Source organism: Variovorax sp. AC103 (assembly GCF_979254005.1).
Map to the genome: position 1 here is coordinate 31,752 of NZ_CEEDFC010000013.1, position 21,717 is coordinate 53,468.

Consider the following 21,717-nt stretch of genomic DNA (forward strand, 5'->3'; position numbering starts at 1 on the left):
CCCATGAAAACCCTTCGCCTCAAACCCGGCAAGGAGCGCTCGCTCCTGCGCCGACATCCCTGGGTCTTCGAATCGGCCATTGCGCGCGGCGGCGCCGACTCCGGCGAAACGGTGCGCGTGGAATCGCACGAGGGCGCCTTCCTGGCCTGGGCCGCGTTCAGCGCCGAATCGAAGATCCGCGCGCGGGCGTGGAGCTTTGTCGAAACGCAGCGCATCGACGCGGCGTTTCTGGCGTCGGTGTGCGTGCGCGCGGTAAGGGCCCGGAGCCTGTTCGACCTGCAGAGCGACGGTGTGCGCATCGTCCACGGCGAGGCCGACGGCCTGCCGGGGCTGATCGTGGACCGCTACGGCAGCGGACCTGACGGGGTGCTGGTGGCGCAGTTTCTCTCGGCCGGCGTGGAGCGCTGGAAGGACGTGCTGGCCGATGCGCTGCTCGCCGCCACGGGCCTCACCAGGCTCTATGAGCGCTCCGACGCCAGCGGGCGCGAGCGCGAAGGGCTCAAGCCCGTCACGGGCTGGCTGCGCGGGGAGGGCGCCACCGAGATCACCATTCGCGAGCACGACTGGCAGCTGGGGCTGAACATCGCGACCGGCCACAAGACCGGCTTCTACCTCGACCAGCGCGACAGCCGCCAGCGCTTTGCCGAACTGGCGAAGCACCGGCGCTTCAAGCGCGTGCTGAACTGCTTTTGCTACACGGGCGGCTTCACCGTGGCGGCGCTGGCCGGGCTCAAGGCCGCGGGCGCGCTCGACGGGGCCGAGCTGGTGTCGGTCGATTCGTCGCTGCCGGCGCTGAACCTGGCGCGCGCCAACGTCGCGCTCAACGGCTTCGGCGGCGAGGGTTCGGGCGTGAAGACGGAGTTTCTCGACGCCAACGTCAACACCCTGCTGCGCGAGTTCGTCGACCAGGGCCGCACCTTCGACGCCATCGTGCTCGACCCGCCCAAGTTCGCGCCCACCGTGGCGCACGCCGAGCGTGCCGCGCGGGCCTACAAGGACATCAACCGCCTGGCGCTGAAGATCCTGGAGCCGGGCGGCGTGCTGCTGACCTTCTCGTGCTCGGGCGGCATCGGCGCCGACCTGTTCCACAAGATCGTGGCCTCGGCGGGGCTGGACGCGGGGGTGGACGGCTACATCAGCGAGCGCCTGGGCGCTGCGCCCGACCATCCGATGACCATCGAGTTCCCCGAGGGCGAGTACCTGAAGGGGCTGGTGGTGGTCAGGAAGCCGCTCTGACACAGGGTCTGACACTTCCTTGACCCCTTCGCCAACGCAACTCAGTGGCATTGGCTAAACTTCCCGCCACGCCTTTTTCGGCTCTTTTCCTGTTTTCCGCTTCCGGAGCACTCCCCCCATGGCCCTCATTCCCGCGACCATCCTGACCGGCTTTCTCGGCTCGGGCAAAACCACGCTGCTCAAGCGCATCCTGACCGAGGCCCACGGCCAGAAGATCGCGGTCATCGAGAACGAGTTCGGCGAAGAGAACATCGACAGCGACATCCTGGTGACGGAGTCGAAAGAGCAGATCGTGCAGATGAGCAACGGCTGCGTGTGCTGCACCATCCGCGAAGACCTGCGCGAAGCGCTGCAGCTGCTGGCCGCCAAGAAGCGCCAGGGCCTGCTGGACTTCGACCGCGTGGTCATCGAAACCACGGGCCTGGCCGACCCCGGCCCGGTGGCGCAGACCTTCTTCATGGACGACGAGATCGCCGAGAGCTACCTGCTCGACTCGATCCTGACGCTGGTGGACGCCAAGCACGCGCCGCAGCAGCTCAACGACCGCCAGGAAGCGCGCCGCCAGGTGGGCTTTGCCGACCAGATCTTCATCAGCAAGAGCGAGCTGGTGTCGGCCGAGGAAACCGAGGCGCTCATCCACCGCCTGAAGCACATGAACCCGCGCGCGCCGCAGCAGAAGGCGCACTTCGGCGACGTGCCGCTGAAGGACATCTTCGACCTGCGCGGCTTCAACCTGAACGCCAAGCTGGACATCGACCCCGACTTCCTGAAGGAAGACGACCACGGCCACGATCACCACGACCATGACCACGCGCATGGCGAGGCCTGCGACCACCCCTCGCACAAGCACGAAGGCCACGGCCACCATCACCACACCGACGACGACGTGAAGAGCTTCGTCTACAAGGCCGACCGCCCCTTCGACCCGGCCAAGCTGGAAGATTTTCTGGGCGCCATCGTCAACATCTACGGCCCGCGCATGCTGCGCTACAAGGGCGTGCTGAGCATGAAGGGCACCGAGCGCAAGGTGATCTTCCAGGGCGTGCACCAGCTGATGGGCAGCGACCTGGGCCCGGAATGGGGCAAGGACGAAGCGCGCCAGAGCCGCATGGTGTTCATCGGCATCGAGCTGCCGCGAGAAATTCTGGAGCAGGGGCTGGAGCAGTGCCTGGTGTGAGGCCCTGAATTGCTTTGCTCCTTCCCCCGCTGGGGGAAGGTTGGGAAGGTTGGGATGGAGGCAGGCCTTCGATCAGGCGCTGTGTTTTCCGGGGAGGCCGTCGTGCCCCCACCCCGGCCCTCCCCCAGCGGGGGAGGGAGAGATCGCTAGTTGCCCGGGGCGCCCAGCGGCTTGCCGTTGATCTTCAGGCTGCCGTCGGTGAACTCGATCTGGCCGGTCACGTCGTCGCCGTCGCGCTTCACGAAGCCCTTTTCCTCCCCTTGCTCGACCAGGCCGGCCACCATTTCGGGCGGAGGCGTCTGGCCGCTCTCGGCGCCGGTTTCGGCCAGCTTCTCGAGCCACTTCATGGGCAGGCGGGCATTGGCCTTGAGCGCGCCGCGCTTCATCAGCAAGGCGGTGCCGGGCAGTTGCAGGTCTTCGTCGGTCACACCGGCCATGCCGGCCATGTAGCTGATCTCGCCGCGCTTGCCGTCGATCTCGACCACCATCTTGTCGATGCCGGCTTCAGGGCTGTACTTGGCCATGGCCTTGAGGTCGGGGGCCAGCTGGTCGGCCAGGGCCTGCATCGCGGCCTGCGCGGCCTTGCTGCCGCCCTTGCCGCAGCCGTTGACGGCGCTGGACTGCATCCAGGCGTCGGCCAGCTTCTTGTAGGTGGCGGCGTGGATGCGGCGCGCGCTGCTGGTCAGCTCGAACTTGTCGATCTTGGTCTCGCCGATCTTGCCGGTGCCCTTGACGGTGCCGCCGGACGCGTAGAGGCCGTCCTTGATGCTGGCTTCGCCGAGCAGGTCGAGGCCCTGCAGCAGCACGGTGGTCACGATCTTGGGCGGGGTGTCGGCCGGCACGGCCGAGGCGCCCAGCGGGCCGCCGGTCTTCCTGACGACGAGCTCCAGCGTGTCGAGCTTGCCCTCGGTCTTGCCGGTGGACAGGAACCAGCCGGCGCTGCTGTCCATGTCGGCCTTGACGGTGAGCTTGCCCATCTTCATGGTGGTGCCGGTGCGCGCGTCGCTGAAGTCCAGGCCGGGCATGGTCATGTCGTAGCGCACCTGGGTGCGCGCGGCGTTCACTTCCATGCGGGCCTGCGCGCCTTGCCAGGCGAACTGGCCCTTGCCCTCTTCGGTCAGCTTGGCGGGAGCGACGACCAGGTCGGTGGTGAAGGCGCCGCCGAAGCCGACCTTGGTGTGCGAGGTCAGGGGCTTGGCCTCGCCGAACAGCTTCTTCAGGTCGTCCTGGGTCTTGGCGTCGAGCACCAGTTCGCTGTCGATGGTGGCGGCTGCGAGCGAGCCGCCGGCGATCGGGCCGTGGTGGATGGTGTCGCGGATGGTGATGCGCAGCGGCTTGGGCGGCTTGGCGTCGGCTTCTTCTTCGTCGTCGGCGTCCGCTTGCTCGCCTTCGGCCGGTTTGGCCGGGGTGGCGGGGGTGGCTGCGGTTGCATCGGCCGCGCAGCCGATCTCCAGGGTCACGGTGCTGACGGCGCCGAGAAAGCCGCGCTCGTACTGGCGCTCGATCACGCGCACCAGCGCGGTCTGCTTGGGCAGCTCTGCGAAGGCGCTGTCGTAGCGCGACTTGACCTGCGACCCGGCGTACCAGGTGCTGCCGCCGTAGGCCACCACGATGGCTGCGGCCAGGACGCCCAAAACTGCTTTCTTGCTCAAGGTTCTTCTCTCTTTTATGTCGAATGATGGGATAAGCCCCCACTGCCGAATGGGCAAACCAGGGCAGGGCGCGGGCCTGCGTTGTCCCCCCGACAACGCCGCGCGATGCTAACGGAGTTGCCGGCGGCGCCGACCGGCGGGCACGGACAGCGCGCGTGTCGGCGAGTTCTCTATACAATCGCGCGCCTGTTCCGCCAGCCACGCCTCGTCCACATGGAAGAGATGTGACTTGTGGCACGGGGCTCCGCACGTTTCTGGCGGGCTTTCGGGGGTATAACCCCGGGGTTCGTCACTGGCGAGCACCCGACAACGGAGACACCGCGCGGCCTGAAGGCCGCAGGGTCTCCATGGGAGGAGACACCCAGTGAAAGCGCGTTCCAGTTCGTCAAAGGAGCCAGTCACCGTGAAGAAACCCGCCGCCAAGGCCACGCCAGCAACCAAGCCCGCCACCAAGAAGGCGCCGGCTGCGAAGCAGGCTGTACCTGCGGCAAAAAAGGTTTCCGCTGCTGCAATCGACTCCACCGCGAACGAGAAAAGCGCCTCCAAAAAGCCCGCAGCACCACCGGCCAAGGCCGAGACCGCTGCGAAGAAGTCCGTCAAGCCTGCCACTGCTGCAACCAAGACCGCAGGCGCGGGTCCATCGTCATCCAAACCTGTCGGCCGCCCTGCTGCCGTTCCTTCTGCCCCCCAGAGTCCCATGAAAAAAACGGCTGCCGCCTCCACTTCCGCCCCGGCGACACCCTCGATGCCCGCTCAAACCGCCACGCCCGCTCCCGCGCGTGGTGGCCGCGTGTCCCGGCTGTCGCAATTGACCGTTCCCTCGATGCCGCAGTCCGTGGCATCGACCGCCGCCAAGTCCAGCTTCTCGCAGGCACCTTCCACCGCGCTGGTGCCGCCGCCGCCCCTGGCCGTGAAGAAGGACCCGAAGCTGGCCAACAACTGGAAGACCAAGACCGCCGCCGAGCTGATCGATGCCGAAGTCATCGCCATGCCGGACGACGAGTACATGAACGAAAAGCAGATGGCGTTCTTCCGCCTGAAGCTCGTCGAGCTCAAGCGCGGCATCCTCGAGAACGCCGGCGAGACCACCGAGCACCTGCGTGAAGACACCGTGGTCGTGCCCGACCCGGCCGACCGCGCCACCATCGAGGAAGAGCACGCCCTCGAGCTGCGCACGCGCGACCGCGAACGCAAGCTGCTGAAGAAGATCGAGCAGTCGATCCAGCGCATCGACGCGGGCGACTACGGCTACTGCGACGAAACCGGCGAACCCATCGGCGTGGGCCGCCTGCTGGCACGCCCCACGGCCACGCTGTCGCTCGAAGCGCAGCAGCGCCGCGAGCTCAAGCAGAAGATGTTCGGGGACTGACCGGGAACGAAGCCAGGACACTTTTCCGCTCGATCGTCTTCACCGCATGGCCAAGGAAGAATCGGGTCGCCTTTTTTCCAAGGTGGCCAAGTTTGTTCGCAATCCCCTGAAGGATTGGTCGGAGCTCGACGCGCCGGCCGCGTCCGATTCTTCGCTGCCCGACCAGACCTACAGCCGCGAGATGCTGAAGGAAATGATCGAGCGGCGCCAGCGCAACGACTTCGTGCGCCGGCGCGAGTTCGACATGCTGCGCAAGCTGCGCCAGCGCGAGGCCGCCTCCCACGCCTCCGATGCGACGGTCACGCCGTCGTCGTTCAACGTCAACAGTTCCTCCGAGAAGCTCGAAGGCCGCGCGCTCACGCTCAAGAAGATCGACGAGATCGAAGAGCAGATGTCGCAGCAGTGGTGGAAGGGGCGCGGGCCGAACGGCGAACCCCTGGTCAGCCCGCCGCCGGACGCCGGCGCCGAGACGCTGCCGCCCGTGCACGACGACGAGCCTGCAGGGGAGGAGCTCCGGCGGCCGGCGGCTGCCGCCGCGCCCATGGCGCAGTCTGCCGTCCCGCCTCCCGCCGCCCAGCCCCACGTCGACGCGCAGGTGTCGGTGCCTGCCGACATGCCCCTGACCTCGTCGCACCTCGCGCACGACGGCGCGCTCGAGGAGGCGGTGATCCGTTTCGCGCATGGCGACGACACGGGCGCCGAAGCCATCCTGCTGCAGGCCCTGGCCTCCGACAGCGCACCGCCCGATGAGGCCGGGCACGGCCCCGCGGCCGACCTCGACGACGACCGCTGGCGCGCGCTGTTCGATCTTTACCGCGCCACGGGCGACGCCGCCAAGTTCGCGGCCGCCCGCATGCGCTACGCCCAGCGCATGCGGCGCATGGGCCCCGATTGGGTCTCGCTCGAGGATCTGGCCCGCAGCGTCAAGGCGGTCACGGCCAGCGAAGAAGCGGCCGAGGCCTCCGCCGAGGGCGGCGCGCACGCCGACTGGGCCAGCCCGGCGCGCCTGGCGCGCGACGGCTTGGTGGAGCTCACGCGCGCGCTGTCGAAGGCGGGCTCGGTCTGGACGCTCGACTGGCGCGGGCTGGCCGGCATCGAGATCGAAGCGGCCGCGCCGCTGCGCGTGCTGTTCAACCACTGGGCCGATTCCCCGGTGCAGCTGCGCTTCATGGGTTCGCCGCAGCTGCTGGCCGTGCTGTCCGAGGCGGCGCCCAACAACCAGCGCGGCACCGACGACGTGTGGTGGCAACTGCACCTGGCCGCGCTGCGGCTGATGCACCTGCCCGACGACTTCGAGCTGGTGGCGCTGAACTACTGCATCACCTACGAGGTGTCGCCGCCGTCGTGGCAGGACCCGCGCGGCGAATGCACCGCGCTGGCCGCGCCGCCGGCGAACCGGCACAGCTCGGTGTGGTCGCTGCTGTCGGTCGGCGGAGATTCGGAGAGCTTTCCGTCCACCGACACCGGCTTTGCCGCGCTGGCGGGCGACTTGCGGGGTGAATCGCTGTCGAGCTGGCAGCGGCTGGACCACGACCTGCGGCACACCGCCGCGCCGGTCATTTCCTGCGCCGCGCTGCTGCGCATGGACCTGGCGGCCGCCGGCACCCTGCTGGCGTGGGTGCGCGCACGCGACGCCAACGGCGAGCGGGTGCAGTTCGTGGACGCCCACCGCCTGATTGCCGCGCTGTTCAACCTGGTAGGCATTGCCGATCACGCGACGGTGGCGGTTAGAAAAAACTAAGGCCCCGGCCCGCCCTTGCGCGGGTTGCATTGCCTGTCGCCATCCCCAGATGGCTTCGATGGAACAGTTTCACGGCACCACCATCGTGAGCGTGCGCCGCAAGACCCCCCAAGGCGATCAGGTCGCCATTGGCGGGGACGGGCAGGTCACTCTCGGCAATATCGTCATCAAGGGCACGGCGCGCAAAGTGCGCCGCCTGTATCACGGCAAGGTGCTCGCCGGCTTTGCCGGCGCCACGGCCGACGCCTTCACGCTCTTCGAGCGTTTCGAGGCCAAGCTTGAAAAGCACCAGGGTCACCTGACCCGCGCCGCGGTCGAACTCACCAAGGACTGGCGCACCGACCGCGTGCTGCGCAAGCTCGAGGCCATGCTGGCCGTGGCCGACGCGACCACCTCGCTCATCATCACCGGCAACGGCGACGTGCTGGAACCCGAAGACGGCGTGATCGCCATCGGCTCGGGTGGCGCCTATGCGCAGTCGGCGGCCAAGGCGCTGATCGACAACACCGACCTTTCGGCCGAGCAGATCGTGCGCAAATCGCTGGCGATCGCCGGAGAAATCTGCATTTACACGAACATGAACCACACGGTGGAAGCGCTCTGACCATGTCCATGACCCCCCAGGAAATCGTCTCCGAGCTCGACAACCACATCGTCGGGCAGCCGGCCGCCAAGCGCGCCGTGGCCATCGCCCTGCGCAACCGCTGGCGCCGCCAGCAGGTCGACGAGAAGCTGCGGCATGAGATCACGCCCAAGAACATCCTCATGATCGGCCCCACGGGTGTGGGCAAGACCGAAATTGCGCGCCGCCTGGCACGCCTGGCGGACGCGCCCTTCATCAAGGTCGAGGCCACCAAGTTCACCGAGGTGGGCTACGTGGGCAAGGACGTCGATTCGATCATTCGCGACCTGGCCGAAATCGCCGTCAAGCAGACGCGCGAGTCCGAAAGCATCAAGGTTCGTGCGCGTGCCGAGGACGCGGCCGAGGAACGCATCCTCGACGTGCTGCTGCCTCCGGCGCGCGGTGCCGACGGCGCCACGCCCGCGCTGGACGGCCCCAATCCCACGCGCCAGGCCTTTCGCAAGAAGCTGCGCGAGCACCAGCTCGACGACAAGGAAATCGAACTCGACCTGGCCGAGACGCGAACGCCGCTGGAAATCATGGGCCCGGCCGGCATGGAAGAAATGACCGAGCAGCTGCGCGGCATGTTCGGGCAAATGGGCGGCGGCAAGCGCAAGACGCGCAAGCTCAAGATCGCCGAGGCGATGCGCCTGCTGATCGACGAGGAAGCGGGCAAGCTGATCAACGAGGACGAGATCCGCGCGCAGGCCATCACCAACGCCGAGCAGAACGGCATCGTCTTCATCGACGAGATCGACAAGGTGGCCACGCGCAGCGATGCGCAGGGCTCCGACGTGTCGCGCCAGGGCGTGCAGCGCGACTTGCTGCCGCTGGTGGAGGGCACCGCAGTCACCACCAAGTACGGCGTGGTGCGCACCGATCACATGCTGTTCATCGCGAGCGGCGCGTTCCACCTGAGCAAGCCGAGCGACCTGATTCCCGAGCTGCAGGGCCGCATGCCGATTCGCGTCGAGTTGCAGTCGTTGTCGGTGGCCGACTTCGAGAGCATCCTCACGCAGACGCGTGCGTCGCTCGTGAAGCAGTACCAGGCGCTGCTGGCCACCGAGGGTGTGACGCTCGAGTTCACGCCCGACGGCGTGAACCGCCTGGCCACCATCGCTTACGAGGTGAACGAGCGCACGGAGAACATCGGTGCGCGCCGCCTGTCGACCGTCATGGAGCGCCTGCTGGATGAGGTAAGCTTCGACGCGACCCGCCTCGAAGGCCAATCGATCCGCATCGATGCCGCCTACGTCGACCAGCGCCTTGCGGCACTAAGTCACGACGAAGACCTTTCGCGCTTCATCCTCTGAAGTCGCTTCTTCTGCCCCTGTAACGGCGGCAATGCTTCACGCATCACTTTCAGTGCGTGAGCTAAGTCTTTCATTTGCAACGAAATTCGCCGATTCCAAGGTTTTGGAATCGGCGCTAAGTCGTTGATTCCATTACAAAAAATACCACCGACGGCCAGTTGCTTCCTAAGTGTTTCCTGCTACAGTGCAAAAAAGTGCAGTTAAGTGGGAAAAAGTGCGGGTAGTGCCCCCTTCGGGTGCTGCAGCACCTCCCACCACAGGGGTTTCGTGGTCGTGTTTCAAGGCGCTTCATCGCTCAGTCTGGATGCCAAGGGGCGGCTCTCAGTGCCGACCCGGCATCGCGACGTCCTGAGCGCCACGGCAGGCGGCCAGCTCACGATCACCAAGCATCCGCACGGATGCCTGATGGTGTTCCCCCGTCCCGAATGGGAAAAATTCCGCGAGCGCATCGCCGCGCTGCCGATGTCGGCGCAGTGGTGGAAGCGCGTCTTCCTGGGCAATGCCATGGACGTCGAGATGGACGGCACCGGCCGCATCTTGGTCTCGCCCGAACTGCGCGCCGCCACCGGCATCGCACGCGACACGCTGCTGCTGGGCATGGGCAACCACTTCGAACTCTGGGACAAGGCCACGTACGAGGCCAAGGAGGCCGAGGCCACCCAGGGCGAGATGCCGGATGTGTTTCAGGACTTCGCGTTCTGAGGACTCACGTGAACACTCCATGGACCCATACGACCGTCTTGCTGAACGAAGCGGTGGAAGCCCTTCTTTCAGGCAGCACGGCAGCCCCCGGCACCTATGTGGATGCCACCTTCGGCCGGGGAGGTCACGCGCGCGCCATCCTCTCCAGGCTGGCGCCGGAAGGCAGGCTGATCGCATTCGACAAGGATGCGGAAGCAGTGGCCGAAGCAGCGCGCATCTCCGATGCGCGTTTTTCCATCCGGCACCAGGGATTCCGCTCGCTCGGTGAGCTGCCCGATGCAAGCGTCGACGGCTTGCTGATGGACCTGGGCGTGAGTTCGCCGCAGATCGACAACCCGGTGCGCGGTTTCAGTTTTCGTTTCGACGGCCCGCTCGACATGCGCATGGACACCACGCGCGGCGAGAGCGTGGCCGAGTGGCTGGCAACAGCCGAACTTCAGCAGATTGCAGAGGTGATCCGTGACTATGGCGAAGAACGGTTTGCTGTTCAGGTTGCAAAGGCGATTGTTGCTCGCCGACAAGAACGGGGCCCAATTTCAACCACCACCGAACTGGCCGAGCTCGTGGCTGGCACGGTCAAAACCCGCGAGCAGGGCCAGAACCCTGCAACGCGCACATTTCAGGCTTTTCGGATTTTCATCAACGCCGAGCTTGAAGAGCTGCAACAGGCGCTAGAGGCGAGCCTCTCGGTGCTCAAGCCCGGCGGGCGGCTCGCGGTGATCAGCTTCCACTCGCTGGAAGACCGCATCGTGAAGCAGTTCATCGCCAAGCACTCCAAGGAGGTCTACGACCGCCGCGCGCCCTTTGCCGCGCCGAAGGTGATGAAGCTCAATGCGCTGGAGCGCATCAAGCCGTCCGACGACGAAGTGCGCGGCAACCCGCGTTCGCGCAGTGCCATTCTTCGCGTGGCCGAACGTACCGAGGCCAGCTGACCATGGCCCGCATCAACCTGCTCCTGCTGTTGGCCGTCGTTGCGACGGCGCTGTACCTCGTGCACACGCAGTACCAGTCGCGCCAGCTCTACACCGAGCTGGACCGCGTGCAGCAGGAAGCCCGCCGCCTGGAGCTGGACCATGACCGCCTGCAGGTCGAGAAGCGCGCCCAGGCCACGCCGCTGCGCGTGGAAAAGCTCGCCAAGGAGCAGCTGCAGATGCGCACCACCTCGCCGGCCATCACGCAGTACGTGCGCCCGGACGGCTCGGTGATTCCGGCCGTGGCCCCGGTGGCGCCGGCGGTGCCCGCCGCCATGGGTGCGAAGCCTGCGGCCAAGCCTGTCGCCGCAGCGAGGACCCCGCGATGAGCCGCCGCAGCGTGCGCTACACCACCAGCCCCTTGCTTGCGAGCAAGACGCCGGTGTGGCGCAGCAAGTTCATCGTGGCGGGCATCGCGCTCGGCTTCGTCATGCTGGCGGGGCGTGCCGCCTACGTGCAGGTGTTCAACAACAGCTTCTTCCAGCGCCAGGGCGAAGTGCGCTTCGCGCGCACGCTGGAGCTGCCGGCCAACCGCGGCCGCATCCTCGACCGCAACGGCCTCATCCTCGCGTCCAGCGTGGTGGCGCCCAGCATCTGGGCCATTCCTGAAGACATCGAGCGCGACGACCCCGAGGTGCGCGCCAAGCTCAAGCAGGTCGCCAAGCTGCTCGAGATGCCGCAGAAGGACTTCGACAAGAAGCTGCAGGACGAGGACAAGACCTTCGTCTGGGTGAAGCGCCAGGTCGACGAGCCCATCGCCAAGCAGATTGCCGCGCTGAACATCAAGGGCATCTACCAGCGCCGCGAATACAAGCGCCAGTACCCCGAGGGCGAGGCCGCCGCGCACGTGGTGGGCTTCACCAGCGTGGAAGACAACGGCCAGGAAGGCATCGAGCTCGCGTTCAACAAGGAGCTGGCCGGCAAGGCCGGCTCGCGCCGCGTCATCAAGGACCGCCTGGGCCGCGTGGTCGAAGGCGTGGGCGACACCGTGCCGCCGCTCGACGGCCAGGACATCCAGCTGAGCGTGGACAGCAAGGTGCAGTTCTTCGCCTACCAGAAGCTGCGCGACGCCGTGACGGCGCGCAAGGCCAAGGCCGGCAGCGTGGTGGTGCTCGACAGCACCACCGGCGAGGTGCTGGCGCTGGCCAACTACCCGAGCTACGTGCCGGACAAGCGCCAGAACCTCACCGGCGAGCAGTTGCGCAACCGCGCGCTCACCGACACCTTCGAGCCCGGCTCGACCATGAAGCCCATCACCGTGGCGATGGCGCTCGAAGCCGGCCGCGTGAAGCCGCAGACGCTGATCGAAACCGGCCCGGGCCGCTTCCAGATCGGCGGCTTCACCATCAGCGACACGCACAACTACGGCACGCTGACGGTCGAGGGCGTGATCCAGAAGTCGAGCAACGTCGGCGCGCTCAAGATCGCGCAGAAGATGACCCCGCACGAGATGTGGGACACCTACACCGCGCTGGGCTATGGCCAGAAGCCGCAGATCCAGTTTCCCGGCGCCGTCACCGGCCGGCTGCGCCCGTGGAAGACCTGGAAGCCGGTCGAGCAGGCCACCATGGCCTACGGCTACGGCCTGTCGGCGTCGCTGTTCCAGATGGCGCATTCGTACACCTCGTTCGCGCACGACGGCTCGCTCATTCCGGTGACCATCCTGAAGAACACCGAGGCGCCGGTCGGCGTGCGGGTGTTCTCGCCCTCCAACGCACTGGCCGTGCGCAAGATGCTGCAGATGGCTGCCGGCCCGGGCGGCACCGGCACGCGCGCCCAGACCGTCGGCTATTCGGTCGGCGGCAAGTCGGGCACGGCGCACAAGCAGGTCGGCAAGGGCTACGCCAGCAACAAGTACCGTGCCTGGTTCACCGGCATGGCACCCATCGAGAAGCCGCGAATCATCGTGGCCGTGATGATCGACGAGCCCAGCGACGGCCAGTATTTCGGCGGCGTGGCCGCGGCGCCCGTGTTCAGCGAAGTCGTGCAGCAGACGCTGCGCATGATGAACGTACCGCCCGACCTGGCGGTCAAACCGCTGGTGATGACGCAGGGCGTCGACGAGAGCTTCTGACCATGCTGACCTTCACTTCCCCCTCCATGGCCGCCGCCTGGCTCAAGGAGCGCGCGCCGCAGGCCGCGCTGCATGCAGACAGCCGAGCCGTGGGCGCGGGCGATGTTTTCATCGCCTGGCCCGGTGCCGCCACCGACGGGCGCAAGCACGTGGCGGCCGCGCTGGCGCAGGGCGCGGCGGCGTGCCTGGTGGAGCACGAGGGCGTCGAGGCCTTCGGTTTCGAAGGCGACGAGCGCATCGTGAGCTACCCCGGCCTGAAGGCCGCCACCGGCCCGATCGCCTCGGCCTTCTACGACAACCCCTCGGCCCTGCTCGACGTGCTGGCCGTGACCGGCACCAACGGCAAGACGTCCACCGCCTGGTGGCTCGCCGAATCGCTCTCCACGCTGCGCGCGGCGGGTGGCGTGCGCGCGATGAATCCCGACGGCACCGTGCAGCGCGATGCGCCGTCGCCCTGCGCCGTGATGGGCACGCTGGGCATCGGCGTGCCGCCCGAACTCACCTACACCGGCCTGACCACGCCCGACCCCGTCATGATGCAGCGCGAGCTGCGTTCGCTGGTGTCGCGCGGCTTCGGCGCCTGCGCCATCGAGGCCTCGTCCATCGGTATCGCCGAACGCCGCCTCGACGGCGCGCAGATCGCGGTGGCGGTGTTCACCAACTTCACGCAGGACCACCTCGACTACCACGGCAGCATGGACGCCTACTGGCAGGCCAAGGCCGAGCTGTTCCGCTGGCCCGGCCTGCGCGCGGCGGTGATCAACATCGACGACACGCACGGCGCGACCCTGTGCGCCAACCTGATCGACGTGGGCATCGGCGCGCTCGACGTGTGGACCGTGTCGGCCGACGGCAAGCCGGCCCGCCTCATGGCGCGCGACATCGGCTACGACGCGCAGGGCCTGCAGTTCTCGGTGGCCGAACAGGGCACCGACGCGGTGCAGCGCCTGTCGACGGGCCTCATCGGCCAGTACAACGTGGCCAACCTGCTGGGCGTGCTCGGCACGCTGCGCGCGCTGGGCCTGTCGTTGGCGCGGGCCGTGGCGGCATGCGCCCATCTGACGAGCGTGCCGGGCCGCATGGACCGCGCCAGCACCGGCGACGGCGCGCCGCTGGCCGTGGTCGACTACGCCCACACGCCCGACGCGCTCGACAAGGCTCTGATCGGCCTGCGCCCGCTCGCCAAGCAGCGCGGCGGGGCGCTGTGGTGCCTGTTCGGCTGCGGCGGCGACCGCGACCCGATCAAGCGCCCGATGATGGCCGCCGTGGCCGAGCGCCAGGCCGACCACGTGGTCGTCACCAGCGACAACCCGCGCAGCGAAAAGCCCGACGCGATCATTGCGCAGGTGCTGCGCGGCTTCTCGCGCCCCGAGGCGGCGCAGGTGCAGCCCGACCGCGCGGCCGCCATTGCCGACGTGCTCGCGCAGGCCGCCCCGCAGGACGTGGTGCTGATCGCCGGCAAGGGCCACGAGGCGTGGCAGGAGATTGCCGGCCAGCGCATCGCGTTCTCCGACAAGGCCCATGCGCTGCAGGCACTGGCCCTGCGAAGCAGCGGAGGGAACGCAGCATGACCGGCGCCACACCGCTCGCCCTCACGCTGGCCCAATTGCAGCAATGGATTCCGGGTTCACGCCTGGTGGGTGACGCCTCGACCGTCATCGCCCGCGTGCACACCGACACGCGCACGCTCGCGCCCGGCGACCTGTTCGTCGCGCTCAAGGGCGAGCGCTTCGACGCCAACGATTTCCTCGCCGACGCGAAGGCGCAGGGCGCCGTGGCGGCCATTGCGCACCACGGCCTCGAAGCCGCCGGCCTGGCCGGGCTCGAAGTGCCCGATTCGCTGGCCGCGCTCGGTGCGCTCGGCGCCGGCTGGCGCGCGCAGTTCGAGCTGCCGCTCATTGCCGTCACCGGCAGCAACGGCAAGACCACGGTCACGCAGATGATCGCGGCGGTGCTGCTCGCCGGCAGCGCCGAACGCGCCCTGGCGACGGCGGGCAACTTCAACAACGAGATCGGCGTGCCGCTCACGCTGCTGCGCCTGCGCGCGGAACACCGCCGCGCGGTGCTCGAGCTGGGCATGAACCATCCGGGCGAAATTGCGCGGCTGGCCGCCATCTCGCGCCCGACCATCGCGCTGGTCAACAACGCGCAGCGCGAGCACCAGGAGTTCATGGCCAGCGTCGAGGCGGTGGCCGTCGAAAACGCCGCCGTGTTCGCGGTGCTGTCCGACGACGGCACCGCGGTGTTCCCGTACGGCGACCCCTTCACCTCGCTGTGGACCGACATGGCGCGCGACGGGGGTGCCCGCCGCTGCATGACCTTCGGCGAGCCGCAGGACGCCGACATCTCGCTGGAGCGCGCCGAATGGGCGCAGGGCGCCTGGGCCGTGCGCGTCCGCACGCCGATCGGTGCCTTCGACACGCGCCTGCACATCGCCGGGCGCCACAACGTCGTGAACGCACTGGCGGCCACCGCCTGCGCGCTGGCGGCGGGCGTGTCGCTGGACACCATTGCCGCAGGCCTGGACGCCTTCGAGCCCGTCAAGGGCCGCTCGCGCGCCAGCGAGGTCGTGCTGCCCGGCGGCCATGCGCTCACGCTGGTCGACGACAGCTACAACGCCAACCCCGATTCCGTGATCGCCGCCATCGACGTGCTCGCCGCCCTGCCGGGCCCGCGCCTGCTGGTGCTTGGCGAAATGGGCGAGGTGGGCGACCGCTCGCCGGAGTTCCACGCCGAAGTCGGCGCCTGGGCACGGCAACGCGGCATCGAGTCCGTCTACACGCTGGGCGCCGCCACGGCGCATGCCGCCACCGCTTTCCAGGGCGGCGGCGACGGACAACATTTCGACGCGTTCGACGCGCTGTGCGCGGCGGTGCTGGCCCGGCTGCCGCAGGTCGGCAGCGTGCTGGTCAAGGGATCGCGCTTCATGAAGATGGAGCGCGTGGTTCAAGCCATCGAGGCGCAATCAAAACAACAAAAGGAGGCCGGTCATGACGCATGAGCCGCGCGAAAACACATGCTGCTGAGCCTCGCTCAATGGCTGCAGACGCTGTCGCCCGAATTCGGGTTCCTGCGCATCTTCCAGTACCTCACCTTCCGCGCGCTGATGGCCGCGGTGACCGCGCTCGTGGTCGGCCTGGTGGCGGGCCCGTTCGTCATTCGCCGCCTGACCGCGCTGAAGATCGGCCAGCCGGTGCGCGGCTACGGCATGGAAACGCACCTGACCAAGAGCGGCACGCCCACCATGGGCGGCGTGCTGGTGCTGTTCGCCATCGCCTTCGCCACGCTGCTGTGGTTCGATATCTCGAACCGGTTCGTGTGGATCGTGCTGTGGGTCACCATGGGCTTCGGCGCCATCGGCTGGGTCGACGACTGGCGCAAGGTGGTGCGCAAGGACCCGGAGGGCATGCGCTCGCGCGAAAAGTACTTCTGGCAATCGGTGGTGGGCCTGCTGGCGGGCTTCTACCTGCTGTTCAGCATTTCGGAAAGCTCCAACTGGCGCGTGCTGCAGCTGTTCTTCGCCTGGGTGCAGTCGGGGTTCGACCTCGACTTTCCGCCCAAGATCAACCTGCTGGTGCCCTTCTTCAAGGAAGTGAGCTACCCGCTCGGCGGCATCGGCTTCGTCATCCTCACGTACCTGGTGATCGTGGGCGCGAGCAACGCCGTGAACCTGACCGACGGGCTGGATGGCCTGGCGATCATGCCGGTGGTGATGGTGGGCTCGGCGCTGGGCGTGTTCGCCTACGTGACGGGCAGCGCGGTGTACTCCAAGTACCTGCTGTTCCCCAACATCCCGGGCTCGGGCGAGCTGCTGGTGTTCTGCTCGGCCATGGCCGGCGCGGGGCTGGCGTTCCTGTGGTTCAACACGCACCCGGCGCAGGTGTTCATGGGCGACGTGGGCGCGCTGGCGCTGGGCGGCGCGCTGGGCACCATCGCGGTGATCGTGCGCCAGGAGATCGTGTTCTTCATCATGGGCGGCATCTTCGTGGTCGAGGCGATCTCGGTGATGGCGCAGGTGATGTACTTCAAGTACACCAAGAAGCGCTACGGCGAAGGCCGCCGCGTGCTCAAGATGGCGCCGCTGCACCACCACTTCGAGAAGAGCGGCTGGCGCGAGACGCAGGTCGTGGTGCGTTTCTGGATCATCACGATGCTGCTGTGCCTCGTGGGCCTGTCGACGCTGAAGCTGCGCTGAATACACCATGCGGCACCTGAAAGACCTCCCCGTTCTCATCCTCGGCCTCGGCGCGTCCGGGCTGGCGATGGCGCGCTGGTGCGCGCGCCACGGTGCGGTCGTGACCGTGGCCGACACGCGCGAGGCGCCGGCGTCGCTGGCCACGCTGAAGGCGGAGCTGCCCGACGTGCGCTTCGTCGGCGGGCCGTTCTCGGCTGCGCTGGTCGAAGGCACGCCGATTCGCGCGGTGTACCGCTCGCCGGGCCTGTCGCCCGAAACCATCGCGCCGGTGGCCGATGCGGCGCGGGCCATGGGGCTGCCGGTCGGTGGCGAGCTGGACCTGTTCGCGCGCGCGCTGCTGGACCTGCGCACCGTCGAAGTGCCGGTGGCCGAACCCGAAGCCGAAGCCGACCCGGAGGCCGCACAGGACGCGGTCGCCGAGCCTGAGCAGGCCGAAGCGCAGGCCGAGCTGCCGCTCGAGACCGCGGCATCGGTCGAAGCGGTCGAACCTGAAACTGAATCGACGCCGGAAGCCGAACCGGTGACCGGGTCGATCGAACCCGCCGAAGCCCCGCCCGAGCCGACCGCGCCCGCCATGGCCGAAGCCATGCCGCGCGATCCTTCGACCAGCGTGGCCGTGCCTGTGCCGCCGGAAGCGCACGAAGCACCGGTCGAGCCTGTGACAGCAGAAGAAACGCCGGAGCCGGCCGTTGCTCCTGCGGGCACGCAGCCAGAAGCCGCGGTGCAAGACGCAACCGGCGAAGCCACTGCACCGGACGCCGCCGATTCGCAGGCGCCCGCATCGGAAGCGCTGGAAGCGCCCGCAGCCGCCACCGTCTCCCGCCTGCCCAGCACCGGCAAGCCCTACGTCCCCACGGCCGCCCGCGAAGCCGCGGAGTTCGTCGCCAAGATCGCCGAACTCGCCGCCACCAACCCGGCCTCGGCCGTGGCTGAAGAAGAAACACCCCAGCTCGAACTGGCGCCCCCCGTCGAGCCCGAAGCCCCCAAGGGCTACACGCCCGCCGTGCTCGCCATCACCGGCACCAACGGCAAGACCACCGTCACCTCGCTCACCGGGCAGTTGGTCGAGCGCGCCGGAAAGACGGTGGCCGTGGCCGGCAACATCGGCCCGACGCTGCTGGACACGCTCAGCGCGCACATCGACGCCGGCACGCTGCCCGACGTGTGGGTGCTGGAGCTCTCCAGCTTCCAGCTCGACGGCGTGCAGGGCTTCGAGCCCACCGCCGCCACCGTGCTCAACCTCACGCAGGACCACCTCGACTGGCACGGCGACATGAAGTCGTATGCCGCGGCCAAGGCGCGCATCTTCGGCGCGCGCGGGCTCATGATCCTGAACCGCGACGACGCCGGCGTGATGGCCATGCTGCCCCCGCCCTTGCGCGTCAAGCTGCAGCGCCCGCAGATCCGCACCCACGTCACCTTCGGCGCGGCGATGCCGCTGCGCCCGGGCGACTACGGCATCGAGCGCGTCAACGGCATGACCTGGCTGGTGCGCGCGCTGGAAGCGGACGAAACGCAGAAGCGCAAGCGCGGCGCGGTGGTGGAAGAAGAAATCTTCCTGCAGCGACTGATGCCGGCCGACGCGCTGCGCATCCGCGGGCGCCACAACGCGATGAACGCGCTGGCCGCGCTGGCCCTCGCGAGTGCCGCCGGCTGCGCGCTCGGCCCGATGCTCTACGGCCTGCGCGAATACCGCGGCGAGCCGCACCGCGTGGAGTCCGTCGCCATCGTGGACCAGGTCGAGTTCTTCGACGACAGCAAGGGCACCAACGTGGGCGCCACCGCCGCCGCGCTGGTCGGCCTCGGCGAAGAGCGCCGCGTGGTCGTGATCCTCGGCGGCGAAGGCAAGGGCCAGGACTTCGAGCCGCTGGCCGAACCCGTGCGCCAGTACGCACGCGCCGTGGTCCTCATCGGCCGCGACGCGCCGGTCATCGAGGCCGCGCTGGCCGCCACCGGCGTCTCGCTGCTGCACGCCGCCTCGATGCACGACGCAGTCAAGCTCGCCGGCGCGCGCGCCAACCCGGGCGACGCCGTGCTGCTGTCGCCGGCCTGCGCGAGCTTCGACATGTTCAAGGACTACGCGCACCGCGCCGAGGTGTTCCGCGAGGCCGTGCAGGCCTACGAGGACAGCCCGCGCGGGCTGGTGGAAGGACTTGCTTCCGATTCGACGGAGGAACCGCTGTGAACCCCGCTGCCGCAGGCGCCACGCCCAACACCCGCACCAGCCGGTTCAGCGGCTGGTTCAGGCGCGCCCGCAGCGGCATCGACGCGCTGCCCGTGCACCTGCCCGTGCGGCTGGGCGGCGCCGGCATCGCGCAGACCAAGGCCACGCCGATGCGCGTGCTGGGTTTCGACCAGGCGCTGGTCTGGGTCACGGTCGCGCTGCTGACCTGGGGCCTGATCATGGTGTATTCGGCCTCCATCGCGCTGCCGGACAACCCGCGTTTCGCGCGTGCCGGCTACAGCGCCTCGTTCTTCCTCACGCGGCATGCCGCGTCGGTGGCCGTCGCGTTCGTCGCGGCGCTGCTGACCTTCCAGATCCCCATGAAGACCTGGGAGCGCGCCGCGCCCTGGCTCTTCGTGGCGTCGCTGCTGCTGCTGGTGGCGGTGCTCATTCCGCACATCGGCATCAACGTGAACGGCGCGCGCCGCTGGCTGCCGATGGGCTTCATGCGCTTCCAGCCGTCGGAGCTCGCCAAGCTCGCGATGGTGCTCTACGCCGCCAGCTACATGGTGCGCAAGATGGAGATCAAGGAGCGCTTCTTCCGCGCCGTGCTGCCGATGGGCATCGCGGTGGTGGTGGTGGGCATGCTGGTGATGGCCGAGCCCGACATGGGTGCGTTCATGGTGATCGCCGTGATTGCCATGGGCATCCTGTTCCTGGGCGGGGTGAACGCGCGCATGTTCTTCGTGATTGCCGCGCTGGTGGTGGTGGCCTTCGGCAGCATCGTCGCGAGCAGCCCGTGGCGCCGCGAGCGCATCTTTGCGTACCTCGATCCGTGGAGCGAAGAGCATGCGCTGGGCAAGGGCTACCAGCTGTCGCACTCGCTGATCGCCATCGGGCGCGGCGAGATCTTCGGCGTGGGCCTGGGCGGCAGCGTCGAGAAGCTGCACTGGCTGCCCGAGGCGCACACCGACTTTTTGCTCGCGGTGATCGGCGAGGAGTTCGGCCTGGTCGGCGTGCTGCTGATCATCGGCCTGTTCCTCTGGCTCACGCGCCGCATCATGCACATCGGCCGCCAGGCCATCGCGCTCGACCGCGTGTTCTCGGGCCTCGTGGCCCAGGGCGTGGGGGTGTGGATCGGCTTCCAGACCTTCATCAACATGGGTGTGAACCTGGGCGCGCTGCCGACCAAGGGCCTGACGCTGCCGCTGATGAGCTTCGGCGGCTCGGCCATCCTGATGAACCTGGTGGCGCTGGCCATCGTGCTGCGCATCGACTACGAGAATCGTGTGCTCATGCGGGGGGGGCGCGTATGACCGGCAAGACCGCACTCGTCATGGCGGGCGGCACGGGCGGCCACATCTTCCCGGGCCTTGCCGTGGCCGAGGCCCTGCGCGAGCGCGGCTGGCGCGTGCACTGGCTGGGCGCGCCCGGCAGCATGGAAGAAAAACTGGTGCCGCCGCGCGGCTTCGCCTTCGAGCCGGTGCAGTTCGGCGGCGTGCGCGGCAAGGGCCCGCTCACGCTGTTCCTGCTGCCGCTGCGCCTGCTGCGCGCCTTCTGGCAGAGCCTGGGCGTGGTGCGCCGGGTGAAGCCAGACGTGCTGGTGGGCCTTGGCGGTTACATCACCTTTCCGGGCGGGATGATGGGCGTGCTGCTCGGCAAGCCGCTGGTGCTGCACGAACAGAATTCGGTCGCCGGTCTCGCCAACAAGGTGCTGGCGGGCGTGGCCGACCGTGTGTTCACGGCCTTCCCGAATGTGCTGAAGAAGGCGCAGTGGGTGGGCAACCCGTTGCGCGCGGCATTCACGTCGCAGCCCGATCCGGCTGCGCGTTTCGCGGGCCGCACAGGTCCGCTGAAATTGCTGGTGGTCGGCGGCAGCCTGGGTGCGCGCGGCCTCAACACCGTGGTGCCGCAGGCGCTGGCCCGCATCGCGCCCGAGACGCGCCCGCAGGTGCTGCACCAGAGCGGCGCCAAGCAGATCGACGAGCTGCGTGCCAACTACACGGCCGCCGGCGTCGAGGGCGAACTCACGCCTTTCATCGAAGACACCGCGCAGGCCTATGCGGACGCCGACATCATCGTCGCGCGGGCCGGCGCCAGCACCGTCACAGAAATCGCGGCCGTCGGCGCAGCAGCGCTGTTCGTGCCTTTTCCCTCGGCGGTCGACGACCACCAGACTACCAACGCGCGCTTCCTCGTGGACGCGGGCGGCGGGTGGCTCGTGCAGCAGGCCGACCTCACTCCTGAATTGCTGGCTGATTTGCTACAGACAACCGAGCGCACCGCGCTGATCGACAGGGCCGCCAAGGCCAAGACCATGCAGAAGACCGAAGCCGTGGAAGCGGTCGTCCGCGCCTGCGAGGAGCTTGCAAGATGACGTACTCCCCCAGTCTTCGCGCACTTCGTGTCGCTTCGCCAACCCCCTCGCCGGGGGCGACACCTGCGGCCCGGCAAAGCCGGTTCCGCGGTGTCTCGCGAACGGGCGTCGCTTTGCTCGCCGC

General features: G+C 68.3%; 17 protein-coding genes. 16 read left to right on the forward strand and 1 reads right to left on the reverse strand.

Going from position 1 to position 21,717, the window contains the following annotated elements:
- Positions 1-3: 3 nt before the first annotated feature.
- Complete coding sequence (locus tag AC0IYU_RS19385; protein ID WP_472120201.1) at positions 4-1,236, forward strand: class I SAM-dependent rRNA methyltransferase; 1,233 nt, start codon at positions 4-6, stop codon at positions 1,234-1,236.
- Between the two features lie 118 nt (positions 1,237-1,354).
- Positions 1,355-2,413 carry a CobW family GTP-binding protein gene (locus tag AC0IYU_RS19390; protein WP_435486234.1) on the forward strand — a complete coding sequence of 353 codons (1,059 nt, stop codon included), beginning with the start codon at positions 1,355-1,357 and terminating at the stop codon, positions 2,411-2,413.
- A gap of 146 nt (positions 2,414-2,559) precedes the next feature.
- Here AC0IYU_RS19390 and AC0IYU_RS19395 read toward each other — a convergent pair whose 3' ends face one another.
- Entirely contained in the window at positions 2,560-4,065 is a 1,506-nt protein-coding gene (locus tag AC0IYU_RS19395) for a YdgA family protein (RefSeq protein WP_472120203.1), read from the reverse strand.
- 511 nt (positions 4,066-4,576) lie between these two features.
- Here AC0IYU_RS19395 and dksA point away from each other — a divergent pair.
- The 14 genes from dksA to murG all read left to right on the forward strand — a co-directional run bounded on the left by dksA (position 4,577) and on the right by murG (position 21,593).
- On the forward strand, positions 4,577-5,434 hold the full coding sequence (dksA, locus tag AC0IYU_RS19400) for an RNA polymerase-binding protein DksA (RefSeq protein ID WP_472120445.1): 858 nt from the start codon (positions 4,577-4,579) through the stop codon (positions 5,432-5,434).
- Positions 5,435-5,480: 46 nt separating this feature from the next.
- The gene (locus AC0IYU_RS19405) at positions 5,481-7,175 is read left to right on the forward strand and encodes an STAS domain-containing protein (RefSeq protein ID WP_472120205.1); all 1,695 of its coding nucleotides are present in this window, start codon (positions 5,481-5,483) and stop codon (positions 7,173-7,175) included.
- 58 nt (positions 7,176-7,233) lie between these two features.
- Positions 7,234-7,779: an ATP-dependent protease subunit HslV gene (gene hslV, locus AC0IYU_RS19410; RefSeq protein ID WP_042578379.1), complete on the forward strand. Its 546-nt coding sequence runs from the start codon at positions 7,234-7,236 to the stop codon at positions 7,777-7,779.
- 2 nt (positions 7,780-7,781) lie between these two features.
- Positions 7,782-9,110, forward strand: a complete 1,329-nt coding sequence (gene hslU, locus AC0IYU_RS19415) for an ATP-dependent protease ATPase subunit HslU (RefSeq protein ID WP_472120206.1) — start codon at positions 7,782-7,784, stop codon at positions 9,108-9,110.
- Positions 9,111-9,383: 273 nt separating this feature from the next.
- The gene (mraZ, locus tag AC0IYU_RS19420) at positions 9,384-9,812 is read left to right on the forward strand and encodes a division/cell wall cluster transcriptional repressor MraZ (RefSeq protein ID WP_013539433.1); all 429 of its coding nucleotides are present in this window, start codon (positions 9,384-9,386) and stop codon (positions 9,810-9,812) included.
- Positions 9,813-9,820: 8 nt separating this feature from the next.
- Complete coding sequence (gene rsmH, locus AC0IYU_RS19425; protein WP_435438055.1) at positions 9,821-10,744, forward strand: 16S rRNA (cytosine(1402)-N(4))-methyltransferase RsmH; 924 nt, start codon at positions 9,821-9,823, stop codon at positions 10,742-10,744.
- A 2-nt stretch (positions 10,745-10,746) separates the two neighbouring features.
- The gene (gene ftsL / locus AC0IYU_RS19430) at positions 10,747-11,112 is read left to right on the forward strand and encodes a cell division protein FtsL (RefSeq protein ID WP_472120208.1); all 366 of its coding nucleotides are present in this window, start codon (positions 10,747-10,749) and stop codon (positions 11,110-11,112) included.
- Positions 11,109-12,857, forward strand: a complete 1,749-nt coding sequence (locus AC0IYU_RS19435) for a peptidoglycan D,D-transpeptidase FtsI family protein (RefSeq protein ID WP_472120210.1) — start codon at positions 11,109-11,111, stop codon at positions 12,855-12,857. Before ftsL ends, AC0IYU_RS19435 begins: the two co-directional genes overlap by 4 nt.
- 2 nt (positions 12,858-12,859) lie before the next feature.
- The gene (locus tag AC0IYU_RS19440; RefSeq protein WP_472120212.1) at positions 12,860-14,428 is read left to right on the forward strand and encodes a UDP-N-acetylmuramoyl-L-alanyl-D-glutamate--2,6-diaminopimelate ligase; all 1,569 of its coding nucleotides are present in this window, start codon (positions 12,860-12,862) and stop codon (positions 14,426-14,428) included.
- A complete protein-coding gene (locus AC0IYU_RS19445; protein ID WP_472120214.1) occupies positions 14,425-15,858 on the forward strand; it encodes a UDP-N-acetylmuramoyl-tripeptide--D-alanyl-D-alanine ligase in 1,434 nt (477 codons plus the stop codon). The genes AC0IYU_RS19440 and AC0IYU_RS19445 overlap by 4 nt, the downstream gene beginning before the upstream one ends.
- A gap of 15 nt (positions 15,859-15,873) precedes the next feature.
- The gene (mraY, locus tag AC0IYU_RS19450) at positions 15,874-17,052 is read left to right on the forward strand and encodes a phospho-N-acetylmuramoyl-pentapeptide-transferase (RefSeq protein ID WP_472120216.1); all 1,179 of its coding nucleotides are present in this window, start codon (positions 15,874-15,876) and stop codon (positions 17,050-17,052) included.
- 7 nt (positions 17,053-17,059) lie between these two features.
- On the forward strand, positions 17,060-19,237 hold the full coding sequence (gene murD / locus AC0IYU_RS19455; RefSeq protein WP_472120218.1) for a UDP-N-acetylmuramoyl-L-alanine--D-glutamate ligase: 2,178 nt from the start codon (positions 17,060-17,062) through the stop codon (positions 19,235-19,237).
- On the forward strand, positions 19,234-20,532 hold the full coding sequence (gene ftsW, locus AC0IYU_RS19460) for a putative lipid II flippase FtsW (RefSeq protein ID WP_472120220.1): 1,299 nt from the start codon (positions 19,234-19,236) through the stop codon (positions 20,530-20,532). The genes murD and ftsW overlap by 4 nt, the downstream gene beginning before the upstream one ends.
- On the forward strand, positions 20,529-21,593 hold the full coding sequence (gene murG / locus AC0IYU_RS19465; protein WP_472120222.1) for an undecaprenyldiphospho-muramoylpentapeptide beta-N-acetylglucosaminyltransferase: 1,065 nt from the start codon (positions 20,529-20,531) through the stop codon (positions 21,591-21,593). Before ftsW ends, murG begins: the two co-directional genes overlap by 4 nt.
- Positions 21,594-21,717 lie beyond the last annotated feature (124 nt).